Origin of the sequence: Haloactinopolyspora sp. (assembly GCF_027324685.1) — a bacterium.
Taxonomy (GTDB): domain Bacteria; phylum Actinomycetota; class Actinomycetes; order Jiangellales; family Jiangellaceae; genus Haloactinopolyspora.
Genome location: NZ_DAHVSH010000205.1, coordinates 1 through 16,379, shown reverse-complemented (window position 1 = coordinate 16,379; position 16,379 = coordinate 1). Strand labels below are relative to the sequence as shown.

At 68.6% G+C, this 16,379-nt stretch carries 16 protein-coding genes; 9 read left to right on the top strand and 7 right to left on the bottom strand.

Annotation, left to right across the window (positions count from 1 at the left end):
• Positions 1 to 115 precede the first annotated feature (115 nt).
• Both M6444_RS21970 and M6444_RS21965 read left to right on the top strand, forming a co-directional pair.
• Positions 116 to 1,297: an ATP-binding protein gene (locus M6444_RS21970; protein ID WP_363326466.1), complete on the top strand. Its 1,182-nt coding sequence runs from the start codon at positions 116 to 118 to the stop codon at positions 1,295 to 1,297.
• On the top strand, positions 1,294 to 1,974 hold the full coding sequence (locus M6444_RS21965) for a response regulator transcription factor (RefSeq protein WP_298332450.1): 681 nt from the start codon (positions 1,294 to 1,296) through the stop codon (positions 1,972 to 1,974). The genes M6444_RS21970 and M6444_RS21965 overlap by 4 nt, the downstream gene beginning before the upstream one ends.
• Before the next feature lie 20 nt (positions 1,975 to 1,994).
• Here the strand turns inward: M6444_RS21965 and M6444_RS21960 are convergent, their stop codons facing one another.
• On the bottom strand, positions 1,995 to 2,582 hold the full coding sequence (locus M6444_RS21960; protein WP_298332447.1) for a hypothetical protein: 588 nt from the start codon (positions 2,580 to 2,582) through the stop codon (positions 1,995 to 1,997).
• 301 nt (positions 2,583 to 2,883) lie between these two features.
• On the opposite strand from M6444_RS21960, the gene M6444_RS21955 reads away from it, so the two are divergent.
• The 3 genes from M6444_RS21955 (at position 2,884) to ispF (ending at position 4,643) form a co-directional block, all read left to right on the top strand.
• Positions 2,884 to 3,366 (top strand): CarD family transcriptional regulator, encoded by a 483-nt coding sequence (locus M6444_RS21955; protein ID WP_298332444.1) that lies wholly within the window; start codon positions 2,884 to 2,886, stop codon positions 3,364 to 3,366.
• Positions 3,367 to 3,441: 75 nt separating this feature from the next.
• Positions 3,442 to 4,158 (top strand): 2-C-methyl-D-erythritol 4-phosphate cytidylyltransferase, encoded by a 717-nt coding sequence (gene ispD, locus M6444_RS21950; protein ID WP_298332441.1) that lies wholly within the window; start codon positions 3,442 to 3,444, stop codon positions 4,156 to 4,158.
• Entirely contained in the window at positions 4,155 to 4,643 is a 489-nt protein-coding gene (ispF, locus tag M6444_RS21945; RefSeq protein ID WP_298332438.1) for a 2-C-methyl-D-erythritol 2,4-cyclodiphosphate synthase, read from the top strand. The genes ispD and ispF overlap by 4 nt, the downstream gene beginning before the upstream one ends.
• On the opposite strand, the gene M6444_RS21940 is transcribed toward ispF, so the two are convergent.
• The gene (locus M6444_RS21940) at positions 4,626 to 5,381 is read right to left on the bottom strand and encodes an SDR family oxidoreductase (RefSeq protein WP_363326468.1); all 756 of its coding nucleotides are present in this window, start codon (positions 5,379 to 5,381) and stop codon (positions 4,626 to 4,628) included. The two genes, ispF and M6444_RS21940, sit on opposite strands and share 18 nt — an antisense overlap.
• 167 nt (positions 5,382 to 5,548) lie before the next feature.
• Between M6444_RS21940 and M6444_RS21935 the strand changes: the two genes are divergently transcribed.
• On the top strand, positions 5,549 to 6,853 hold the full coding sequence (locus M6444_RS21935) for an enolase C-terminal domain-like protein (protein WP_298332431.1): 1,305 nt from the start codon (positions 5,549 to 5,551) through the stop codon (positions 6,851 to 6,853).
• Between the two features lie 8 nt (positions 6,854 to 6,861).
• Here the strand turns inward: M6444_RS21935 and M6444_RS21930 are convergent, their stop codons facing one another.
• A complete protein-coding gene (locus M6444_RS21930) occupies positions 6,862 to 7,542 on the bottom strand; it encodes a FadR/GntR family transcriptional regulator (protein ID WP_298332428.1) in 681 nt (226 codons plus the stop codon).
• 18 nt (positions 7,543 to 7,560) lie between these two features.
• Positions 7,561 to 8,301, bottom strand: a complete 741-nt coding sequence (locus tag M6444_RS21925) for a phosphatase PAP2 family protein (protein WP_298332425.1) — start codon at positions 8,299 to 8,301, stop codon at positions 7,561 to 7,563.
• Between the two features lie 173 nt (positions 8,302 to 8,474).
• Here M6444_RS21925 and cysS point away from each other — a divergent pair, with 173 nt between their 5' ends.
• From cysS to M6444_RS21910, 3 genes are all read left to right on the top strand, one after another.
• Positions 8,475 to 9,920 (top strand): cysteine--tRNA ligase, encoded by a 1,446-nt coding sequence (cysS, locus tag M6444_RS21920; RefSeq protein WP_298332423.1) that lies wholly within the window; start codon positions 8,475 to 8,477, stop codon positions 9,918 to 9,920.
• The gene (gene rlmB / locus M6444_RS21915; RefSeq protein ID WP_298332420.1) at positions 9,920 to 10,894 is read left to right on the top strand and encodes a 23S rRNA (guanosine(2251)-2'-O)-methyltransferase RlmB; all 975 of its coding nucleotides are present in this window, start codon (positions 9,920 to 9,922) and stop codon (positions 10,892 to 10,894) included. Before cysS ends, rlmB begins: the two co-directional genes overlap by 1 nt.
• Before the next feature lie 119 nt (positions 10,895 to 11,013).
• Complete coding sequence (locus M6444_RS21910; protein WP_363326467.1) at positions 11,014 to 12,159, top strand: acyl-CoA dehydrogenase family protein; 1,146 nt, start codon at positions 11,014 to 11,016, stop codon at positions 12,157 to 12,159.
• Here the strand turns inward: M6444_RS21910 and M6444_RS21905 are convergent.
• The 3 genes from M6444_RS21905 to M6444_RS21895 all read right to left on the bottom strand — a co-directional run.
• Positions 12,156 to 13,127 (bottom strand): ABC transporter substrate-binding protein, encoded by a 972-nt coding sequence (locus M6444_RS21905; protein WP_298332414.1) that lies wholly within the window; start codon positions 13,125 to 13,127, stop codon positions 12,156 to 12,158. The genes M6444_RS21910 and M6444_RS21905 overlap by 4 nt on opposite strands.
• 196 nt (positions 13,128 to 13,323) lie before the next feature.
• Positions 13,324 to 14,868, bottom strand: coding sequence for an MFS transporter (locus M6444_RS21900; protein WP_298332411.1), 1,545 nt, complete (start codon positions 14,866 to 14,868; stop codon positions 13,324 to 13,326).
• 140 nt (positions 14,869 to 15,008) lie between these two features.
• The coding region (locus tag M6444_RS21895) for an LPXTG cell wall anchor domain-containing protein (RefSeq protein WP_298332408.1) at positions 15,009 to 16,379 on the bottom strand (1,371 nt) is incomplete at its 5' end.

Genomic DNA, 16,379 nt, shown 5'->3' with positions numbered 1-16,379 from the left:
TTGACAGACGGCGTCGCGAGGTGAACCGCTCGGGAAGTCTGCGTGAACAGACGCTCGGAATCGGCAGGTGAACTGTTCGAAGTCGAGAAGAGAGCGCCGCAGGCGCTTACCATCGGTGAACGTGGATGCTGCGACCGTGGGCGCACTGGCCGGGTGTGTGGGCGTCGCCGTCGGGTTGGCGGCCGGGCTCGCCTTCCGGGCCAGCGAACGAGCGCAGCGTAGCCCCGTCCCCGAGCCCCCACCAGTGGTGCCGGAGGGCGTGGACGAAGTGGTGTCCGTCCTTCGCGCGAGCGCGATCCTGCTCGACGGCGACCTGGCCGTCATCAAGGCCAGTGCCTCGGCCTACGCGTTCGGCCTGGTACGCCACGAACGGCTGGCCATCCCGGAACTCGTCGAGCTCACCGAGAACGTTCGACGCGACGGCGCGATCCGCGAGGTGGAGCTAGAGATCCCACGGCCGAGCAGGGCCACGCAGCCGTTGCACGTCGCCGCCCGGGTGGCACCGCTCAATCGACGCCTCCTGCTGGTGCTGATCGAGGACCGCACCCGAGCGGCCCGGTTGGACGAAGTGCGCCGCGACTTCGTGGCCAACGTGTCGCATGAACTCAAGACACCGGTCGGGGCGTTGACGCTGCTGGCCGAAGCGGTCGAGGACGCCAGCGACGACCCCGAGGCGGTTCGCCGGTTCGCCGACCGGATGCACCACGAAGGCACCCGGCTGACCCGGTTGGTGCAAGAGATCATCGATCTGTCCCGGTTGCAATACGACGATCCCGTCGACTCGCCCGAGGTGGTCGACGTCGACGACGTCGTACGCGATGCCCTGGACCGCACTCGTGTCGATGCCGAGAACCGCCAGGTCCGCCTCACCGCGGGCGGCACGCAGGGGCTACAGGTGCTCGGCAACCACGAGCAGCTGGTCATCGCGCTGGGCAACCTGGTCGAGAACGCGGTGATGTACAGCCCGCCGGACACCCGGGTCGCCGTAGCCGCCCGCCGCAGCGACGAGCTGGTCGAGATCAGCGTGACCGATCAGGGCTACGGCATCCCCGAGAGCGAGATCGAGCGCATCTTCGAACGGTTCTACCGCGTCGATCCCGCACGGTCGCGTGCCACCGGCGGCACCGGCCTCGGGTTGTCGATCGTCAAGCACATCGCCGCCAGCCACGGCGGCGACGTCGGGGTGTGGAGCGTGCAAGGGTCCGGGTCGACGTTCACCCTGCGCCTGCCGCTGCACGTCCTCCGGGCCGGACAACCGTCCAGGCTCGACGCACCGGTTGGTAAGGAGTCGCCGTGACCCGCGTGCTCGTCGTCGAAGATGAGGACTCGTTCAGCGATGCGCTGTCGTACATGCTGCGCAAGGAAGGGTTCGACGTGGCCGTCTCGGCCACCGGGGACGACGCTCTGAAGGCGTTCGACCAGGACGGAGCCGACCTCGTCCTGCTCGACCTCATGCTTCCCGGCCTACCCGGCACCGAAGTCTGCCGCCAGATTCGCCAGCGCTCCAACGTGCCGGTGATCATGCTGACGGCGAAGGACTCCGAGATCGACAAGGTGGTCGGGCTCGAACTCGGTGCCGACGACTACGTGACGAAGCCGTTCTCGTCGCGCGAGCTGGTCGCCCGGATCCGCGCCGTCCTGCGGCGGGGAACCGAGCCGCCTGAGCCCAGCTCGTCGGTGCTCAGCGCCGGCCCGATCCGGATGGATGTCGAGCGGCACACCGTCACCGTGGATGGTGCCTCGGTGCGCTTGCCGTTGAAGGAGTTCGAACTGCTGGAGATGTTGCTGCGCAACGTCGGGCGAGTCCTGACCAGGGCACAGCTCATCGACCGGGTCTGGGGTGCGGATTACGTCGGCGACACCAAGACCCTGGACGTGCACGTCAAACGGCTTCGAGCGAAGATCGAGCCCGACCCGGCGGCGCCAACCTATCTCCTGACCGTTCGCGGTCTGGGCTACAAACTCGATGCCTGACGGACCCGCCGGTGCGGGGCCTAGCCGGCGGTGCCGGGGGTCTCTTCGTTGCCCGGGGTTTCCTCAGCGCCGGGGGTCTCGGTGGTGCCGGGTGTCTCCTGGCCGCCGGGTGTCTCCTGGAGCCCAGGCGTCGCTTGCTCCTCCGGCAATGCGTCGGCGAAGTCGCCCTTGGCCTCCATGACCAGGGCCTCCACCGACGCCCGCGACGAGCGTGCGAAGCGGAACTCCACGTCGATGGTGTGCCCGGGCTCGGCGTCGGTGTCGTCGAAGTCGATGCGCTCGGCGTCAGGTCCGATGGTGGCGTATCCGTTGGACGGAATCTCGATCGGGCCTTCGGCGGGCTGGGCCGTCGCGTCGCCCACGACCACCTCGACCAACTCGTCGTCGTCCGCACCCTCGTTCGACACCGAGGCGATGAGGGTGGCCCGCCCGGTGTCGTCAGCGACGACCAGGACATTGCGCAGCAGCAGGTCGTCGGTCTCGGTGCTCACGCCGTTGGCGGGTTCGTACCAGCCCTGCGTCTGCTCGTGGATGCTGCATCCGGCGAGCCCCAGAGCCACGGCGACTGGAACAGCGACGAGAACTCGGCGCCGGACAGCGAACTTCACCTGGTACTCCTTGAATGGTGGTTGACCACAAACCCGCGAACCAGGGTACCGGCGAGGCCTCGGCGGCTTGCGCCGAGGTGCCTGACCGACGACGCGCTCACCGCGTCAGACGGTGGTGTATCGGCGCTCGTGGGAGCTGGTCAGCGGCTGTCGTGTATGGCCGATCCCAACGTGTGACAGGTGGCACCTGCACAGCCAATGGCCATTTGTCAAGCCCCAGCTCCGCTCCTGACCAGCACAAATGCTCGTCCGTTGGCGGAAAATCGTGCTACCATGGCTTGGGGAAAGGGGACAGAAACACATGACTTTCAAGGTCGGCGAGACGGTTGTCTACCCCCATCACGGGGCTGCGCTCATCGAAGCGATCGAGTCTCGTGTCATCAAAGGAGAGGAACGCCAGTACCTCGTCCTGAAGGTCACCCAAGGTGATCTGACCGTGCGCGTCCCGGCGGACAACGTCGATCTTGTCGGCGTTCGCGATGTGGTCAACCAAGAAGGCCTCGATCGTGTCTTCGAAGTGCTGCGGACGCCGCACACCGAAGAGCCCACCAACTGGTCGCGACGGTACAAGGCGAATCTCGAGAAGCTGGCCTCCGGTGACGTCATCAAGGTGGCTGAGGTCGTGCGCGATCTCTGGCGCCGGGAGCGCGACCGGGGACTCAGCGCCGGCGAGAAGCGGATGTTGGCCAAGGCCCGGCAGGTTTTGGTCTCCGAGCTCGCGCTGGCCGAGAACACCAACGAAGACAAGGCCGAGACACTTCTCGACGAAGTGCTGACGGGCTGACCGAACCACAGCGTCGACCCCGCACTGGCCAGGTGCCAGGGCGGGGTCGGTTCGTCATCTGCAAGGATCGGGCGCGTGAGTGCAGCTGACGACGTCGCCTGTGTGCTGGTCGCCGCAGGGCGAGGTGAGCGGCTCGGCGAGTCGCGTCCCAAAGCGTTGGTCGAGGTCGCGGGTATGTCGATGGTCGAGCATGCCGTCCGGGCCATCGCGGCGTCACAGGTACGTCATCTCGTCGTGGTCGCGCCCGAGGCCAACGTCGAACACATGGCCGAGCTCGTCCGTGCTCATGCCGCGTCGTTGGCGACGTCCACCGTCGTGGCCGGCGGCGCCACTCGACAGGCGTCGGTGGCCCGCGGACTCGACGTCGTGCCCGCTGCGGCCGACGTCGTCCTGGTCCATGACGCCGCGCGTTGTCTCGCGCCTGCAGAACTGTACGACGACGTGGCCCGGGCCGTGCTGGATCACCACGATGCGGTGATCCCCGGCCTGCCGGTCGTCGACACCCTCAAGGAGGTCGACGACGAAGGCGGTGTGCGGGCCACGTTGCCACGCGCTCGGCTGCGCGCTATCCAGACGCCGCAGGGCTTTCGGCGCAGCCTGCTCTTGCGGGCCCACGCCGCGGCCGGCGCCGACGAAGCCCCCGATGACGCCTCGATGGTCGAGGCGCTCGGCGTGCCGGTGCAGGTCGTCACCGGGCATCCGGACGCCTTCAAGGTGACCCGGCCCCTCGACCTCGCCCTCGCAGAGATCGTCGCGGCACGATCACGACCAGCACCGAAGCCCGCACCGTGACACCGAGAGTCGGCATCGGCGTCGATGTGCACCCGCTCGAGGCCGGACGGCCGTGCTGGATCGCCGGACTGCTCTGGCCGGACGAGCCGGCCGGATGTGCCGGGCACTCCGACGGCGACGTGGCCGCGCACGCGGCCTGCGACGCGATGTTGTCGGCGGCGGGGCTGGGCGATCTGGGCTCGGTGTTCGGCTCGGACCGGCCCGAATGGGCCGGGGCGTCCGGAGTCGCCTTGCTGACCGAGGCGGCCCGACTCGTGCGGGCGGAGTCCTACGACATCGTCAACGTCGCCGTGCAGGTGATCGGGAACCGGCCGCGGGTCGGCAGCCGCCGTGCGGAGGCCGGGGCGACACTCTCGGCGGCCGTTGGAGCACCGGTCACTGTCAGCGGCACCACGACGGACGGGCTCGGATTGACCGGCCGCGGCGAGGGCGTGGCCGCGATGGCCGTCGCCATGGTGTCCGGACCGTCACGAACCGGGGCGTAGTCGCAGTCCCTGCATGCCACCGTCGACGGCCAGCGACGTGCCGGTGACCGACGCCGCTGCCACCGGGTTCGCCAAGTAGGCGATAGCGGCCGCGACATCGTGAGCCGAGACGAGGCGACCGGTGGGTTGCCGGGCCTCCAGCGCCGCTCGCTCGGCCGCCGGGTCGTCCGCGGCGTCGAGGAGCCGGGCGACCCACGGCGTGTCGGCGGTGCCGGGGGTCACGCAGTTGACCCGGATTCCGTCGCGAACGTGGTCTGCGGCCATCGCCAGGGTGAGCGAGAGGACCGCGCCTTTGCTGGCGCTGTACAGCGCTCGCTGCGGCAAGCCCGCCGTGGCCGCGATGGAACAGGTGTTGACGATGGCGGCATGGCGTGACGAGCGCAGGTACGGCAACGCCGCGCGACTCACCCGGGCCATGCCGAACACGTTGACGTCGAAGACCCGCAGCCACTCGTCGTCGTCGTTGTCGGCCACGGTTCCCGCTGCTCCGATGCCGGCGTTGTTGACGAGGATGTCGAGGCCGCCGAATCGGGCCGCGGCGTCGTCGACGGCTGAGCGCACCGAGGCGTCGTCGGTCACGTCGCAGCGCAGGGGGACCAGGGCGGCCGGTACGTCGTCGATCACCCGGTCGAGGACGGCGACCTGAGCACCCTGCTTGGCCAACAGGGTGGCGGTAGCCAGTCCGATACCTGAAGCGCCGCCGGTGACCACGGCAGAGCGGCCGTCGAAGTCGCCCATCATCTGCTCCCGACTGTCGAGGATGTTTCCACGAGACATCCTATGATAAGGCCGGATCAGTGGTCTGTCCGGTCACCTGAGCCATGGCAATACTGCGCGTTCATGCGATACTGGTCGAAATTCATCGGATGTCCCAGCGTTACCGCGAACCTCAGAAAGGTCTCCGGATGAGCATCATCGCCGCGATCGAGACGTCGGATCTGCGCTTCGCCACGTCGCGATTCCTCGACGGGTCCGACGCCATGAACCCGGACCCGGACTATTCGGCCGCGTATGTCACTGTACGCACCGACGCCGCCGACGAGCTGGAGGGTCATGGCTTCGTCTTCACGATCGGCCGGGGCAACGACGTGCAGGTCGCTGCCATCGACGCGCTGCGTCCGCTGGTGCTCGGGCGCGACGTGGAGGCGATGATCGCCGATCTCGGTGGCCTGTGGCGCGAGCTCGTGCACGATTCTCAGTTGCGCTGGCTCGGACCGGAGAAGGGCGTCATGCACATGGCGATCGGCGCCGTCGTCAACGCCATGTGGGACCTGCGGGCCAAGCGCGAGGGCAAGCCGCTGTGGCAGGTCCTCGCTGAACTGTCGCCGGCCGAGATCGTCGATCTGGTCGACTTCCGCTACCTCACCGACGTGCTCGACCGCACCGAGGCGCTGCGGCTCTTGGAGCGGATGAGCGACGGCCGCGCTGAGCGCATGGCCAACCTTCGTACGCAGGGTTTCCCCGCCTACACCACGACGCCCGGCTGGCTCGGCTACGACGACCAGAAGCTGGCCCGCCTGGCCGGCGAAGCCGTCGAGGACGGGTTCACGCTGATCAAGCTGAAGGTCGGCGCCGACCTCGACGACGACCGGCGCCGGCTGGCCCTCGCCCGCGACGTGGTCGGCCCGGACATCCGTATCGCCATCGACGCCAACCAGCGTTGGGGCGTCGACGACGCCGTGCGCTGGATCAAGGAGCTCGCCGAGTTCGACCTGGCGTGGGTCGAGGAGCCGACCAGCCCGGACGACATCCTGGGGCATGCGGCCATCGCCGAGCGGATCGCGCCGATCCGGGTCGCCACCGGCGAGCACGTCGCCAACCGGGTCATGTTCAAACAGTTACTCCAGGTCGGGGGGACACAGGTCGTCCAGATCGACGCGACCCGAGTCGCCGGCGTGAACGAGAACATCGCCATCCTCCTGCTCGCGGCGAAGTTCGGCGTTCCGGTGTGCCCGCATGCCGGTGGCGTCGGGCTGTGCGAAGTCGTGCAGCACCTGGCGATGTTCGACTACGTGGCCGTCGGCGGCAGTATGGCCGGGCGCACGATCGAGCACGTCGATCATCTGCATGAGCACTTCACCACCCCGGTACGCGTCGACCGCGGCCGATACGTCGCGCCGTCCGAGCCTGGCAGTGGTGCGCAGATCATCGCTTCGTCCCGAGACTCCTTCCGCTTCCCCGACGGTCCGGAGTGGTCGAACGGGTCGTGATGCCGCTGTCACGGTAGGTCGGCCGCGCGCCTGATCCACAACTCGACGCCGGCGATGTGCACGGTCGTCCACGACCGGGCCACGTCGGCAGCGCCCTCAGCCAGAGCGTCGACGATGGCGCGATGCTCGGCGATGGTCCGGTCGACGGCGCTGGCCTCGGTGATGGCGCGCCACACGCGGGCCCGCGAGGTGTCGCTGGACAAGCCCTCGAGCAGCCGGGCGAGGTACTCGTTGCCGGATGAGGTGTTGATCAGCCGGTGGAACTCCGCGTCGAGTTCGACGAGCTCGTCGACGTCCTCGGCCTTCTCGGCCGCGGTGTTGAGTTCGCGCAGGCAAGCGATGGTCTCGGCATCGATCCGTTGCGCGGCCAGTTCGACGGCGGCCGGCTCGAGGATGCGCCGGACGTGCAGCAGATCGAGCACCGAGTCGTCCTGATGCAGGTCGACGACGAACGACAGCGCCTCGAGCAGCAAGCCCGGTTCGAGGCTCGTCACGTACGTGCCATCGCCTTGCCGGACGTCGAGCACCCGGATCAGCTCCAGCGCCTTGACCGCCTCGCGCAACGAGTTCCGTGACAGCCCGAGGCGCTCGCCGAGTTCCTTCTCCGGCGGCAGGCGATCACCGGGACGCAGCTCGCCGGTGACGATCATCGCTTTGAGCTTGTCGATCGCTTCATCAGTGACGGCCATATGAGTCAGAGTCTCACGTCAGGCCCCGCTGAGGTCGGATCGCCGGGGGTGCCCCGGTGTGGTGGTCCGGTGGGTGACCTCCGGACGGATCTCCGCACGTGAACGGCGCCGTGGCCACGGAACGGGCGGCAGCCGCAACACCGTCACCGAAACCATCAGGGCCAGCGCGCCGAGGGCCCAGCCACCGGGGATGTCGCTGAGCCAGTGGTAGTCCAGCGCCGTCATGAGCGCGCCGGACACGAACACCGCCACGGCGGCCGGCTTGATCCAGCGGCGGAACCGTACCGGGTCGGGCTTGAGGCCCTGCTGGCCGAACAAGACGACGACCAGCAGGAGCCAGGTGAGCGTCGCATTCGCCGTGTGCCCGGACGGGAAGGCCTGGCCGACGCCGTACAAGACGTCCTCGCCGCTGGCCGGCGGGGTGCGGCTCAGGCCGAACTTGATCCAGTACCCGATGAAGAAGACCGTCGCCAAGCCTGCGCCGATGGCGATCAGCGGGCGGAGGCTACGCTGCTTGTACGCGACCCACGCCCCGACGCCCACGATGATGGGCAGGGTGTAGAGCCGTTGTCCGCCGAGGCTGGCGAGCGCGTTGAGGATGCTACGCGGCCAGCCGGTCGGCTGCCGGGCGTCCAGATAGACGTGAACGGGCCAGTCCCAGGCCTTGAACGGCCCCTCGATGGCGATCTGCCAGGTCATCAGCCCGAGTACGCCGGCCGCGAGCAGGCCCAGCAGAGCTGACGCCGCCCAAGGGGGCATGCGCCGCCGGTCATTCGAGCGATTCGGCTCGATCACGTCAGGCGCTCCATCGGGCAGGTCAGTGGTCATGGCAGGGCGTCATCGGTGGCATGGCTCACGACCATTGTCCCCCATTCCCGGCTGAGTCGCCGTGATGGTGTGGTGTACCGCCATGCAATGGCTACCCTTGTCCGGTGAGTCTTCGCCTGTACGACACAGCCAGTGGTGCAATCCGCGACTTCGTCCCGATCGTCCCCGGGCGCGTCGGGATCTACCACTGTGGGCTGACCGTGCAGGGCCCACCGCACGTGGGTCACATCCGCAAGGAGGTCGTCTTCGACGTCCTGCGACGCTGGATGGAGTACGCGGGATACGAGGTCACCATCGTCGCCAACGTCACCGACATCGAGGACAAGATCCTCGCGAAGTCCGCCGAGGCCGGCCGGCCGTGGTGGGCGTGGGCCTACGAGAACGAGCGTGCACTCGACGCCGCGTACGAGATCCTCGGCTGCACACCTGCCACGTACCAGCCACGGGCGACCGGACACATCCCGGAGATGCTCGAGTTGATCGATGAACTCATCGGGCGTGGTCATGCCTACGCCGCCACCGACGGCTCGGCCGACGTCTACTTCGACGTGCGGTCCTGGCCGGCCTACGGCGAACTGTCCGGGCAGAAGGTCGACGAGATGGAGCCGGCAGCGGACGCCGATCCACGCGGCAAGCGCGACCCGCGTGATTTCGCGCTGTGGAAGGGGCACAAGCCGGATGAACCGGAGTCGGCGTCGTGGCGTAGCCCGTACGGGCGCGGGCGGCCGGGCTGGCACCTGGAGTGCTCGGCGATGGCGGCCAAGTACCTGGGGACCGAGTTCGACATCCATGGCGGCGGTATCGACCTGCGTTTCCCACACCACGAGAACGAGTTGGCCCAGTCTCGCGCGGCTGGACAGGCCTTCGCACGGTACTGGATGCACAACGCCTGGGTGACCACCGCCGGCGAGAAGATGAGCAAGTCGCTGGGCAATTCGTTGCTGGTGTCCGACGTGGTCCGGCGGGTGCGCCCGATCGAACTCCGGTACTACCTCGTGGCCGCGCACTACCGCAGTCACGTCGAGTTCTCCGAGGAGGCGCTCACGGACGCAGCCGCGGCCTTCCGGCGTATCGAGGGCTACGTCGTGCGCGCCTCGGAAGTCGTCGACGGGGTCCACGCAGGCGTCGAGGTGCCCCCCGCCTTCGGCGAGGCGATGGATGACGACCTGTCGGTGCCGCAGGCGCTGGCGGTGGTGTTCGACACCGTTCGTGAGGGCAACCGGATGCTCTCGGCCGGCGAGCGTGACGGATTGCGGGACAACCTCGCCTCCGTCCGCGCGATGCTCGGGGTTCTGGGTCTCGACCCGTTGGCTGACCCGTGGGTCGGCCTCGACTCCGTCGGCAGCAGCGGCGAACGGCTACGTGAGGTGGTGGACGCTTTGGTGCGCGCCCTGCTCGAACAACGCCAGGCCGCGCGCGCCAACAAGGACTTCGCCACCGCCGATGCCCTGCGTGACCAGCTCAGAGCCGCCGGAATCATCGTCGAGGACAGCCCGGACGGCGTGCGCTGGGAACTGAGCGACCCGACGAGCCCGGGACGTGAGCGCTGATGGCCGGCAACTCGCGGCGCAAGGGCGCGATGCGCAAAGAGGGCACCAAGAAGGGCATGGTGGTCGGCTCCGGCGGCCAACGCCGTCGGGCGTTGAAGGGCAAGGGACCGACCCCGGCGGCGAAGGACCGAACCGGGCATCCCAAGGCGCGGCAGGCGGCAGCGGCCGCGGCCAAAGGCAGGACCAACCGGGCGGCTCCACGCGCGGGTGGACGGGCGGGTTCGGCCGAGGTGGTCTTCGGGCGTAACGCCGTCGTCGAGGCGATGCGTGCCGAGGTGCCGGCCAAGACGCTGCACGTCGGCGAACGTCTCGACAGCGACCCCCGGGTGCGCGAGTCGCTCGAGCTGGCCGTGGCCCAGGGCGTGCCGATCCTCGAGATCTCTCGCGCCGAACTCGACCGCATCTGCGGCGGTGGGGTGCACCAAGGGCTGGCTCTGACACTTCCGCCGTACACCTATGCGCACCCCGATGACCTCGTCATCGCCGCACACGAGACCGGCCAGACCCCGCTGATCGTCGCCGTCGACGGCGTCACCGACCCCCGGAACCTGGGCGCGGTCGTGCGCTCGGCGGCGGCGTTCGGTGCCCACGGTGTGGTCATACCCGAGCGGCGCAGCGCCGGGATGACCGCGGGTGCCTGGAAGACCTCTGCAGGCGCGGCGGCGAGCACTCCGGTGGCCCGGGCCACGAATCTGGCGCGAGCGCTCCGGTCCTTCCAGGAGGCCGGCCTGTTCGTCGTCGGTCTCGACGGCGAAGGCGAGACGACCCTCGACGCTGCTGACGTCCTCGACCAGCCGCTGTGCCTCGTCGTCGGCTCGGAGGACTCGGGTATGTCGCGAGTGGTGGCCGAAGCCTGCGATCTGGTGGTGCGCATTCCCATCGGTGACGCGGTCGAATCGCTCAACGCCGGGGTCGCGGCCGGCGTCGCGCTGTACGAGATCACCCGCGCCAGGGCGGCGTCGGAGCCACGGTAGGCTGAAGTCCGCCGGGCACGTGTGGCGCGGGTCACCATCCTTCGTTGACGTGCACGGACCGTAACGACCAACGCCGGCGGATGATCTCCGGCCGGCGCGAGCCGTGGAGGTACGACGACGTGCCGGTGCACCGGTTGCTGCCAACGCCCGAGGCCCGCGATCTACTCGACCTGGTCGGCGAGATCGCTGAGCGCGAGCTCCGCCCCGCTGCCGGTGCTGCCGAGGAGGCCGGACGCTTTCCCCGCGACACCATCCGCACCCTCGGGCGTGCGGGACTGCTGGGCCTGCCCTACGACGACGAGTTCGGCGGCGGTGACCAGCCGGCCGAGGTGTACCTCCAGGTGCTCGAGGAACTGGGTACCGCGTGGGCGAGCGTGGGGCTCGCGGTGAGCGTGCATGGCCTGTCGTGTTGGCCGGTGGCCACGTACGGCACGCCGGAGCAGCGCAAACGCTGGCTGCCGGAGATGATCGGCGGCGAGTTGCTCGGCGCCTACTGCCTGTCCGAGCCGCATTCGGGCTCCGACGCCGGTGCGTTGACCACACGTGCCGTGCGTGACGGCGACAGCTACGTCCTGACCGGCACCAAGGCATGGATCACCCACGCCGGCGTCGCCGACTACTACAGCGTCTTCGCCCGCACCTCCGACGACGGCCCGCGCGGCATCTCCTGCTTCCTCGTCCCCGCCGACGTCGAAGGACTCTCGATCGGTACCCCTGAGCGCAAAATGGGGCTGATGGCATCGCCGACCGCCGTGGTCCACCTCGACGGCGTCCGGATCTCGGCTGACCGCCGGATCGGCGACGAAGGCGCGGGCTTCGGCATCGCTCTCGAGGCCCTCGACACCGGGCGGCTCGGTGTCGCGGCGGTCGCGACCGGGCTGGCTCAGGCCGCACTCGACTCCGCCGTCGAGTACGCCAAGCAGCGCGAGCAGTTCGGCCAGGCCATCATCGACCACCAGGGCGTGGGATTCATGCTGGCCGATCTGGCCGCGGCCGTGCAGGCGGCGCGGGCGGTCTACCTCGCCGCGGCGCGGCGGCGCGATGCCGACCTGAGCTACCGCACCGAGGCGTCGGTCGCCAAGCTCATCGCAACCGACGCCGCGATGCGAGCTACCACTGACGCCGTACAGGTCTTCGGCGGTGCGGGATACACCCGCGACTTCCCGGTCGAACGCTATTTCCGTGAGGCGAAGGCCATGCAGATCTTCGAAGGCACGAACCAGATCCAGCGCCTGGTCATCGCCCGCTCCCTGGCGCGTGGCTAGGCTGCCTGTTCGAGGTAGGGAAGTAGCTGCTCGAGCGCATACGGGATCGACAGTGGCGACGGTGTGTTCAGGCCGACGATGGTGGCGTAATCCAGGACGGCCACCGTGCCGGGGAGCTGTTCGAAGCCCGCGATGTCGGCGAGGTCGGCTTCGTCGCCGCCGTTGATCAAGAACGCCAGAAAGTCCGCTCTGAGCAGGTCGGAGCGTTCGGTGCTGACGTTGATCCGCGTCTGCCCGGTCTTCTCGCCGTGGTCGCGCACCGGCGGGTACATCGTCATGCCCAGTTGCTGGAAGAACACGCTGGAGCCGTCCGCTTCGTCGGCGACGATGTAGATCGCGTCGCCCACGACGTACTGGGCCAGGGCGAACGTCTTGTTCCGCAGGCCGGGAAGGTCGTCGGCCACGGCGGCGACCTGCTCGTCCACCGATGCGACGAGCTCGTCCGCGGCCTCGGGATCGGCCAGCACCTCCCCAGCGGTGTGGACGAGATCCTGCCACGGCTCGACCTGTGCGGCGTCGAGGGTCGCGATGGTCGGCGCGATCTGCGCGAGCTGGTCATAGACGGCCTCGTCGGTGATCGAGTAGGTGCCGACGATGAGGTCGGGCTGCAACTCCGCGATCTGCTCGACCGGCACGCCGTCGGCCATGTTCAGCGCCTCGGCTGAAGCCGGCAGGTCCTGCCACGGCACGCCGGACTCCGGCATGTTCGGGTCCACCGCATAGCCCACCGGCTCCACGCCCATGGCGAGCATGACGTCGGTCCATTGCACGTCGAGGGTGACGATCCGCTCCGGAGCGGGCTCGACCTCCGTCGTGCCGAACTGGTGCTCGACGGTGACTACGTCGGCACCAGTTCGGGTGTCGGTCGCGGGGTCCTCGTCATCGGTGCCACAGGCGCTGAGGCCTAAGGCGCCGATGAGCAGCGCCGTGAGCACCACCATGCTGTGCCGGTTGAGGATGCTGCGCATGAGGTCAGCCTAACCTAACTTTCGGCTGACGCGACGGTCTGGGTGTAGGAGTTCTTGCACCTCTTTGACCTGCGCAGACGGCGGGCGCTGTGGTGCGGCCGCTATGCACCACCATGCCTCCCTCACCAGCAATAGGCTTGCAACCCTGTTCCTGCTGCAATTCGCCTCGTGATGTTCACAATCGACGACGTGGACCTCAAGTTTCGATGGACGAGTCGTCCGAGTCGATGCTGCGGCGCAGCACGATCAAAGCGGCCAGCCCGAAGACAGCCAGTACGACCGTTCCGAATGTCGCGACGGTGGTCAGGCCTTCGGTGAACGCCGCGCGTGCGGAGCCCAGCAGGGGGACGGCCACGTCGGCCGGCAGGTGCTCCGCGGCTGCGACTGCGCCGGCCAGAGTGTCGCGGCTGGCAGCCGCGAGCTCGCTGGGCAGGCCGGCCGGCACGGTCACCGAATCCCGGTAGATCATGGTGCCGAGGCTGCCGAGCATCGCGATACCGATGGCGATGCCGAACTCGCCACTCGTCTCCGACATCGAGGCCGCCGACCCGGCACGCGAGGGCGGCACCGAACCGACGACGATGTCGGTCACCAGGGCCGCGCCGGGGCCGAGCCCCAGCGTCGCGATGGCCAGGCCGGTGACGACGACGCCGAGCCCGCCACTCGAGCTGGCCTGGGTCAGCACCACGAATCCGATGGCGGTGAAGATCATGCCGCCTCCGATGACCTGGGCGCGGCCGACCCGTTGGGCCAGCGCGGGCGCGAGCATCGACCCGACGATCATGCCCGCGGCCGGGGGGACCAGCCACGACCCCGCGGCGAGCGGCGTCAGCCCCTCGACCAGCTGCAGGTACATGCTGATGAACAGGAACATCCCGCCCATGACGACGGCGCCGACCATCATGACGCCGATCGCCGTGGTGAACGTCCGGTTGGCGAACAGGCGCAGGTCCAGGAGCGGACTGGCCAGCCGCAGCTGACGGCGGACGAAGGCGAGGCCGATCACGAGGCCGGCGGCGATGCTGACGACGGGAGTGGTCTGCATCCCGTCCTTGGCCAGATCCTTCAGGCCGTAGATCACCGGGAGGATGGTGCCCAGCGACAGCGCGACGCTGGCAAGGTCGATGCGCCCGGCGCTGGCGTCGCGGTGTTCTGGCAGCAGGATCGGCGCAGCGACCAACAGAATGACCATGACCGGCACACCCAGCAGGAACGCCGAGCCCCACCAGAACCACTGGAGGAGCACGCCCCCGACCACGGGGCCGATGGCGGTGCCGCCCATGAAGCAGCTGATCCACACACTGATCGCGACCGAACGCTGCTTGGCGTCCAGGAACATGTTGCTGATCAGGCCCAGTGTCGACGGCATCAGCGTCGCCCCGGCGATGCCCAGCAGCATGCGCGTGGCGATGAGCATCTCGGCGCTGCTCGAATAGGCCGCGACCACCGAGGCCACCCCGAACGCGGCTGCGCCGATCATGAGCAGCTTACGGCGTCCGATGCGGTCGCCCAGGGTGCCCATCGTGATCAGGAAGCCGGCCACCATGAAGCCGTAGATGTCGGTGATCCAGAGCAGTTGAGTGCTGCTCGGGGCAAGATCGGCAGTGAGGTGGGGCAGGGCGAGGTACAGCACGCTCATGTCGAGCGAGAGCAACAGGGTGGGCAGAGCCAGCACCGCCAGCCCGATCCACTCACGCCGCCCCGCCCGCTGGTCGCGCTCTGCGGCGATGATCGTCGTCACGGTAGTCCCTCTCGATGGTCCGGATGAAGTTCGTGCCCTTCACCCGGTACGTCGGGGGAGCCGCTCGAAAATCGACGTAGGCGGCAAAAAAAATGACCCACGTCGCATCACTTGGGATGTGACGTGGGTCGTGTGGAGCGTCAGCCGGCCTGGTTCGCTCGCCTGCTGAGGACGAACGCGCCCGCGGCGGCGCCGAACAGGCCGAGGCCGAGGCCGGCCAGGGTGTTCATCCCGGCACCGGTGTCGGGCAGGTCGTCGTCATCGTCCGGCGGCGTGGTCTCGGTCGCCGTGGGTTCCGGGGTGGACGACTCCGTCGGCGTCTCTGTCGCGGTCGGGCTCGGCGTCTCAGTGGGCGTCGGCGTGTCCGTCGGAGTCGGCGTCTCGGTGGGCGTCGGGGTCTCCGTCGGAGTCGGCGTCTCGGTCGGAGTCGGCGTCTCGGTCGGCTCCGGCGTGCAGTCCTGCTCGGCGATGATGTCGATGCCCTTGTGCACCAGATCCTGCGGCGGGTTACCCGTGCTTGCGTGCATGACGTCGATCGGCACTCGGCCACACTCGGCGTCGGGGTCGTCGACGGCGTGCTTGTCCGGCGTGGACACGATGCCCGGGCCCTCGACGAAATCGCCCTCGATCTGGACCTGGTTGTACGGCTGCTCAGCCAGGTTCTCCGGGCTCAGGAACGTCAGCTGGGTCGCGCCTGGCTCGTTGTTGTGCGCGATGATGAAGGCTTCGAGTTCGTCGGAGTACTGCCAGTCGGCCGAGAATGCGTTGACCACCGAGAAGCTACGCGAGTTCTCCTCGGAGTAGGGCTGCCAGCCGTCGGCGGTGAACACCTCGGTGTCGTCGAACGTCGGCGTCGGCGAGCGCCACGCGAACTGCCCGGCGCCGTTGGGTTCCGTTCCGGCGCCGGTCGTGTCGGTGAAGATCATGTAGAACATGCCGTCGACATAGGTCACGCTGGGCTGTCCGGCGCCGTAGTCGTTGCCGTTGTCGACCTGGTGCGACGGGACGACGATCGGGCCGTCGTGGAAGCGTTCCCAACTGATGCCGTCGGTGCTGCGGGCCACCCCGATGGTGGTCTCCTTGTCCGCCGGGTCGCCGCTTTGATCGTCGCGCGCGGCGCCGTAGTACATGTAGTACGTGCCGTCGACCTTGACCACGGACGGATCACACGTGTGCTGAGAGTCGAACGTGCCGGTACCGGTGCCACCGAAGACGACCAGCGGGTCGCCGCCGTCGGGCGCCGTGAACGGCCCACTGGGGCTGGTGGACTCGGCGTAGAGAATGTCATCGCCCGGGACGGGGTCCTGCCCGTCCACGACGCCGCAGTACCACAGCCGGTAGCGGCCGTCGTCGTGGATGACAGCCGGTGCGTACTCGTAAGCGCTGAGGTCGCTGTTGGTGATGGGCGAGGGCGCTCGGTAGTTGTCGGTCGTGAGATCTTCAGCAGCAGAAGCCGGCCAGGCAGATGTCAGGAGCAGCGCTGTGCCGGCTGCCGCACACCCGGCCAAAGT

Coding starts and splice junctions, on each gene's coding strand:
- M6444_RS21925 (WP_298332425.1), bottom strand. CDS start 8,301: ATGCCCCCTTGGGCGGCGTCAGCTCTGCTGGGCCTGCTCGCGGCCGGC.
- M6444_RS21940 (WP_363326468.1), bottom strand. CDS start 5,381: ATGGGCGACTTCGACGGCCGCTCTGCCGTGGTCACCGGCGGCGCTTCA.
- M6444_RS21935 (WP_298332431.1), top strand. CDS start 5,549: ATGAGCATCATCGCCGCGATCGAGACGTCGGATCTGCGCTTCGCCACG.
- M6444_RS21905 (WP_298332414.1), bottom strand. CDS start 13,127: ATGCGCAGCATCCTCAACCGGCACAGCATGGTGGTGCTCACGGCGCTG.
- M6444_RS21955 (WP_298332444.1), top strand. CDS start 2,884: ATGACTTTCAAGGTCGGCGAGACGGTTGTCTACCCCCATCACGGGGCT.
- rlmB (WP_298332420.1), top strand. CDS start 9,920: ATGGCCGGCAACTCGCGGCGCAAGGGCGCGATGCGCAAAGAGGGCACC.
- M6444_RS21930 (WP_298332428.1), bottom strand. CDS start 7,542: ATGGCCGTCACTGATGAAGCGATCGACAAGCTCAAAGCGATGATCGTC.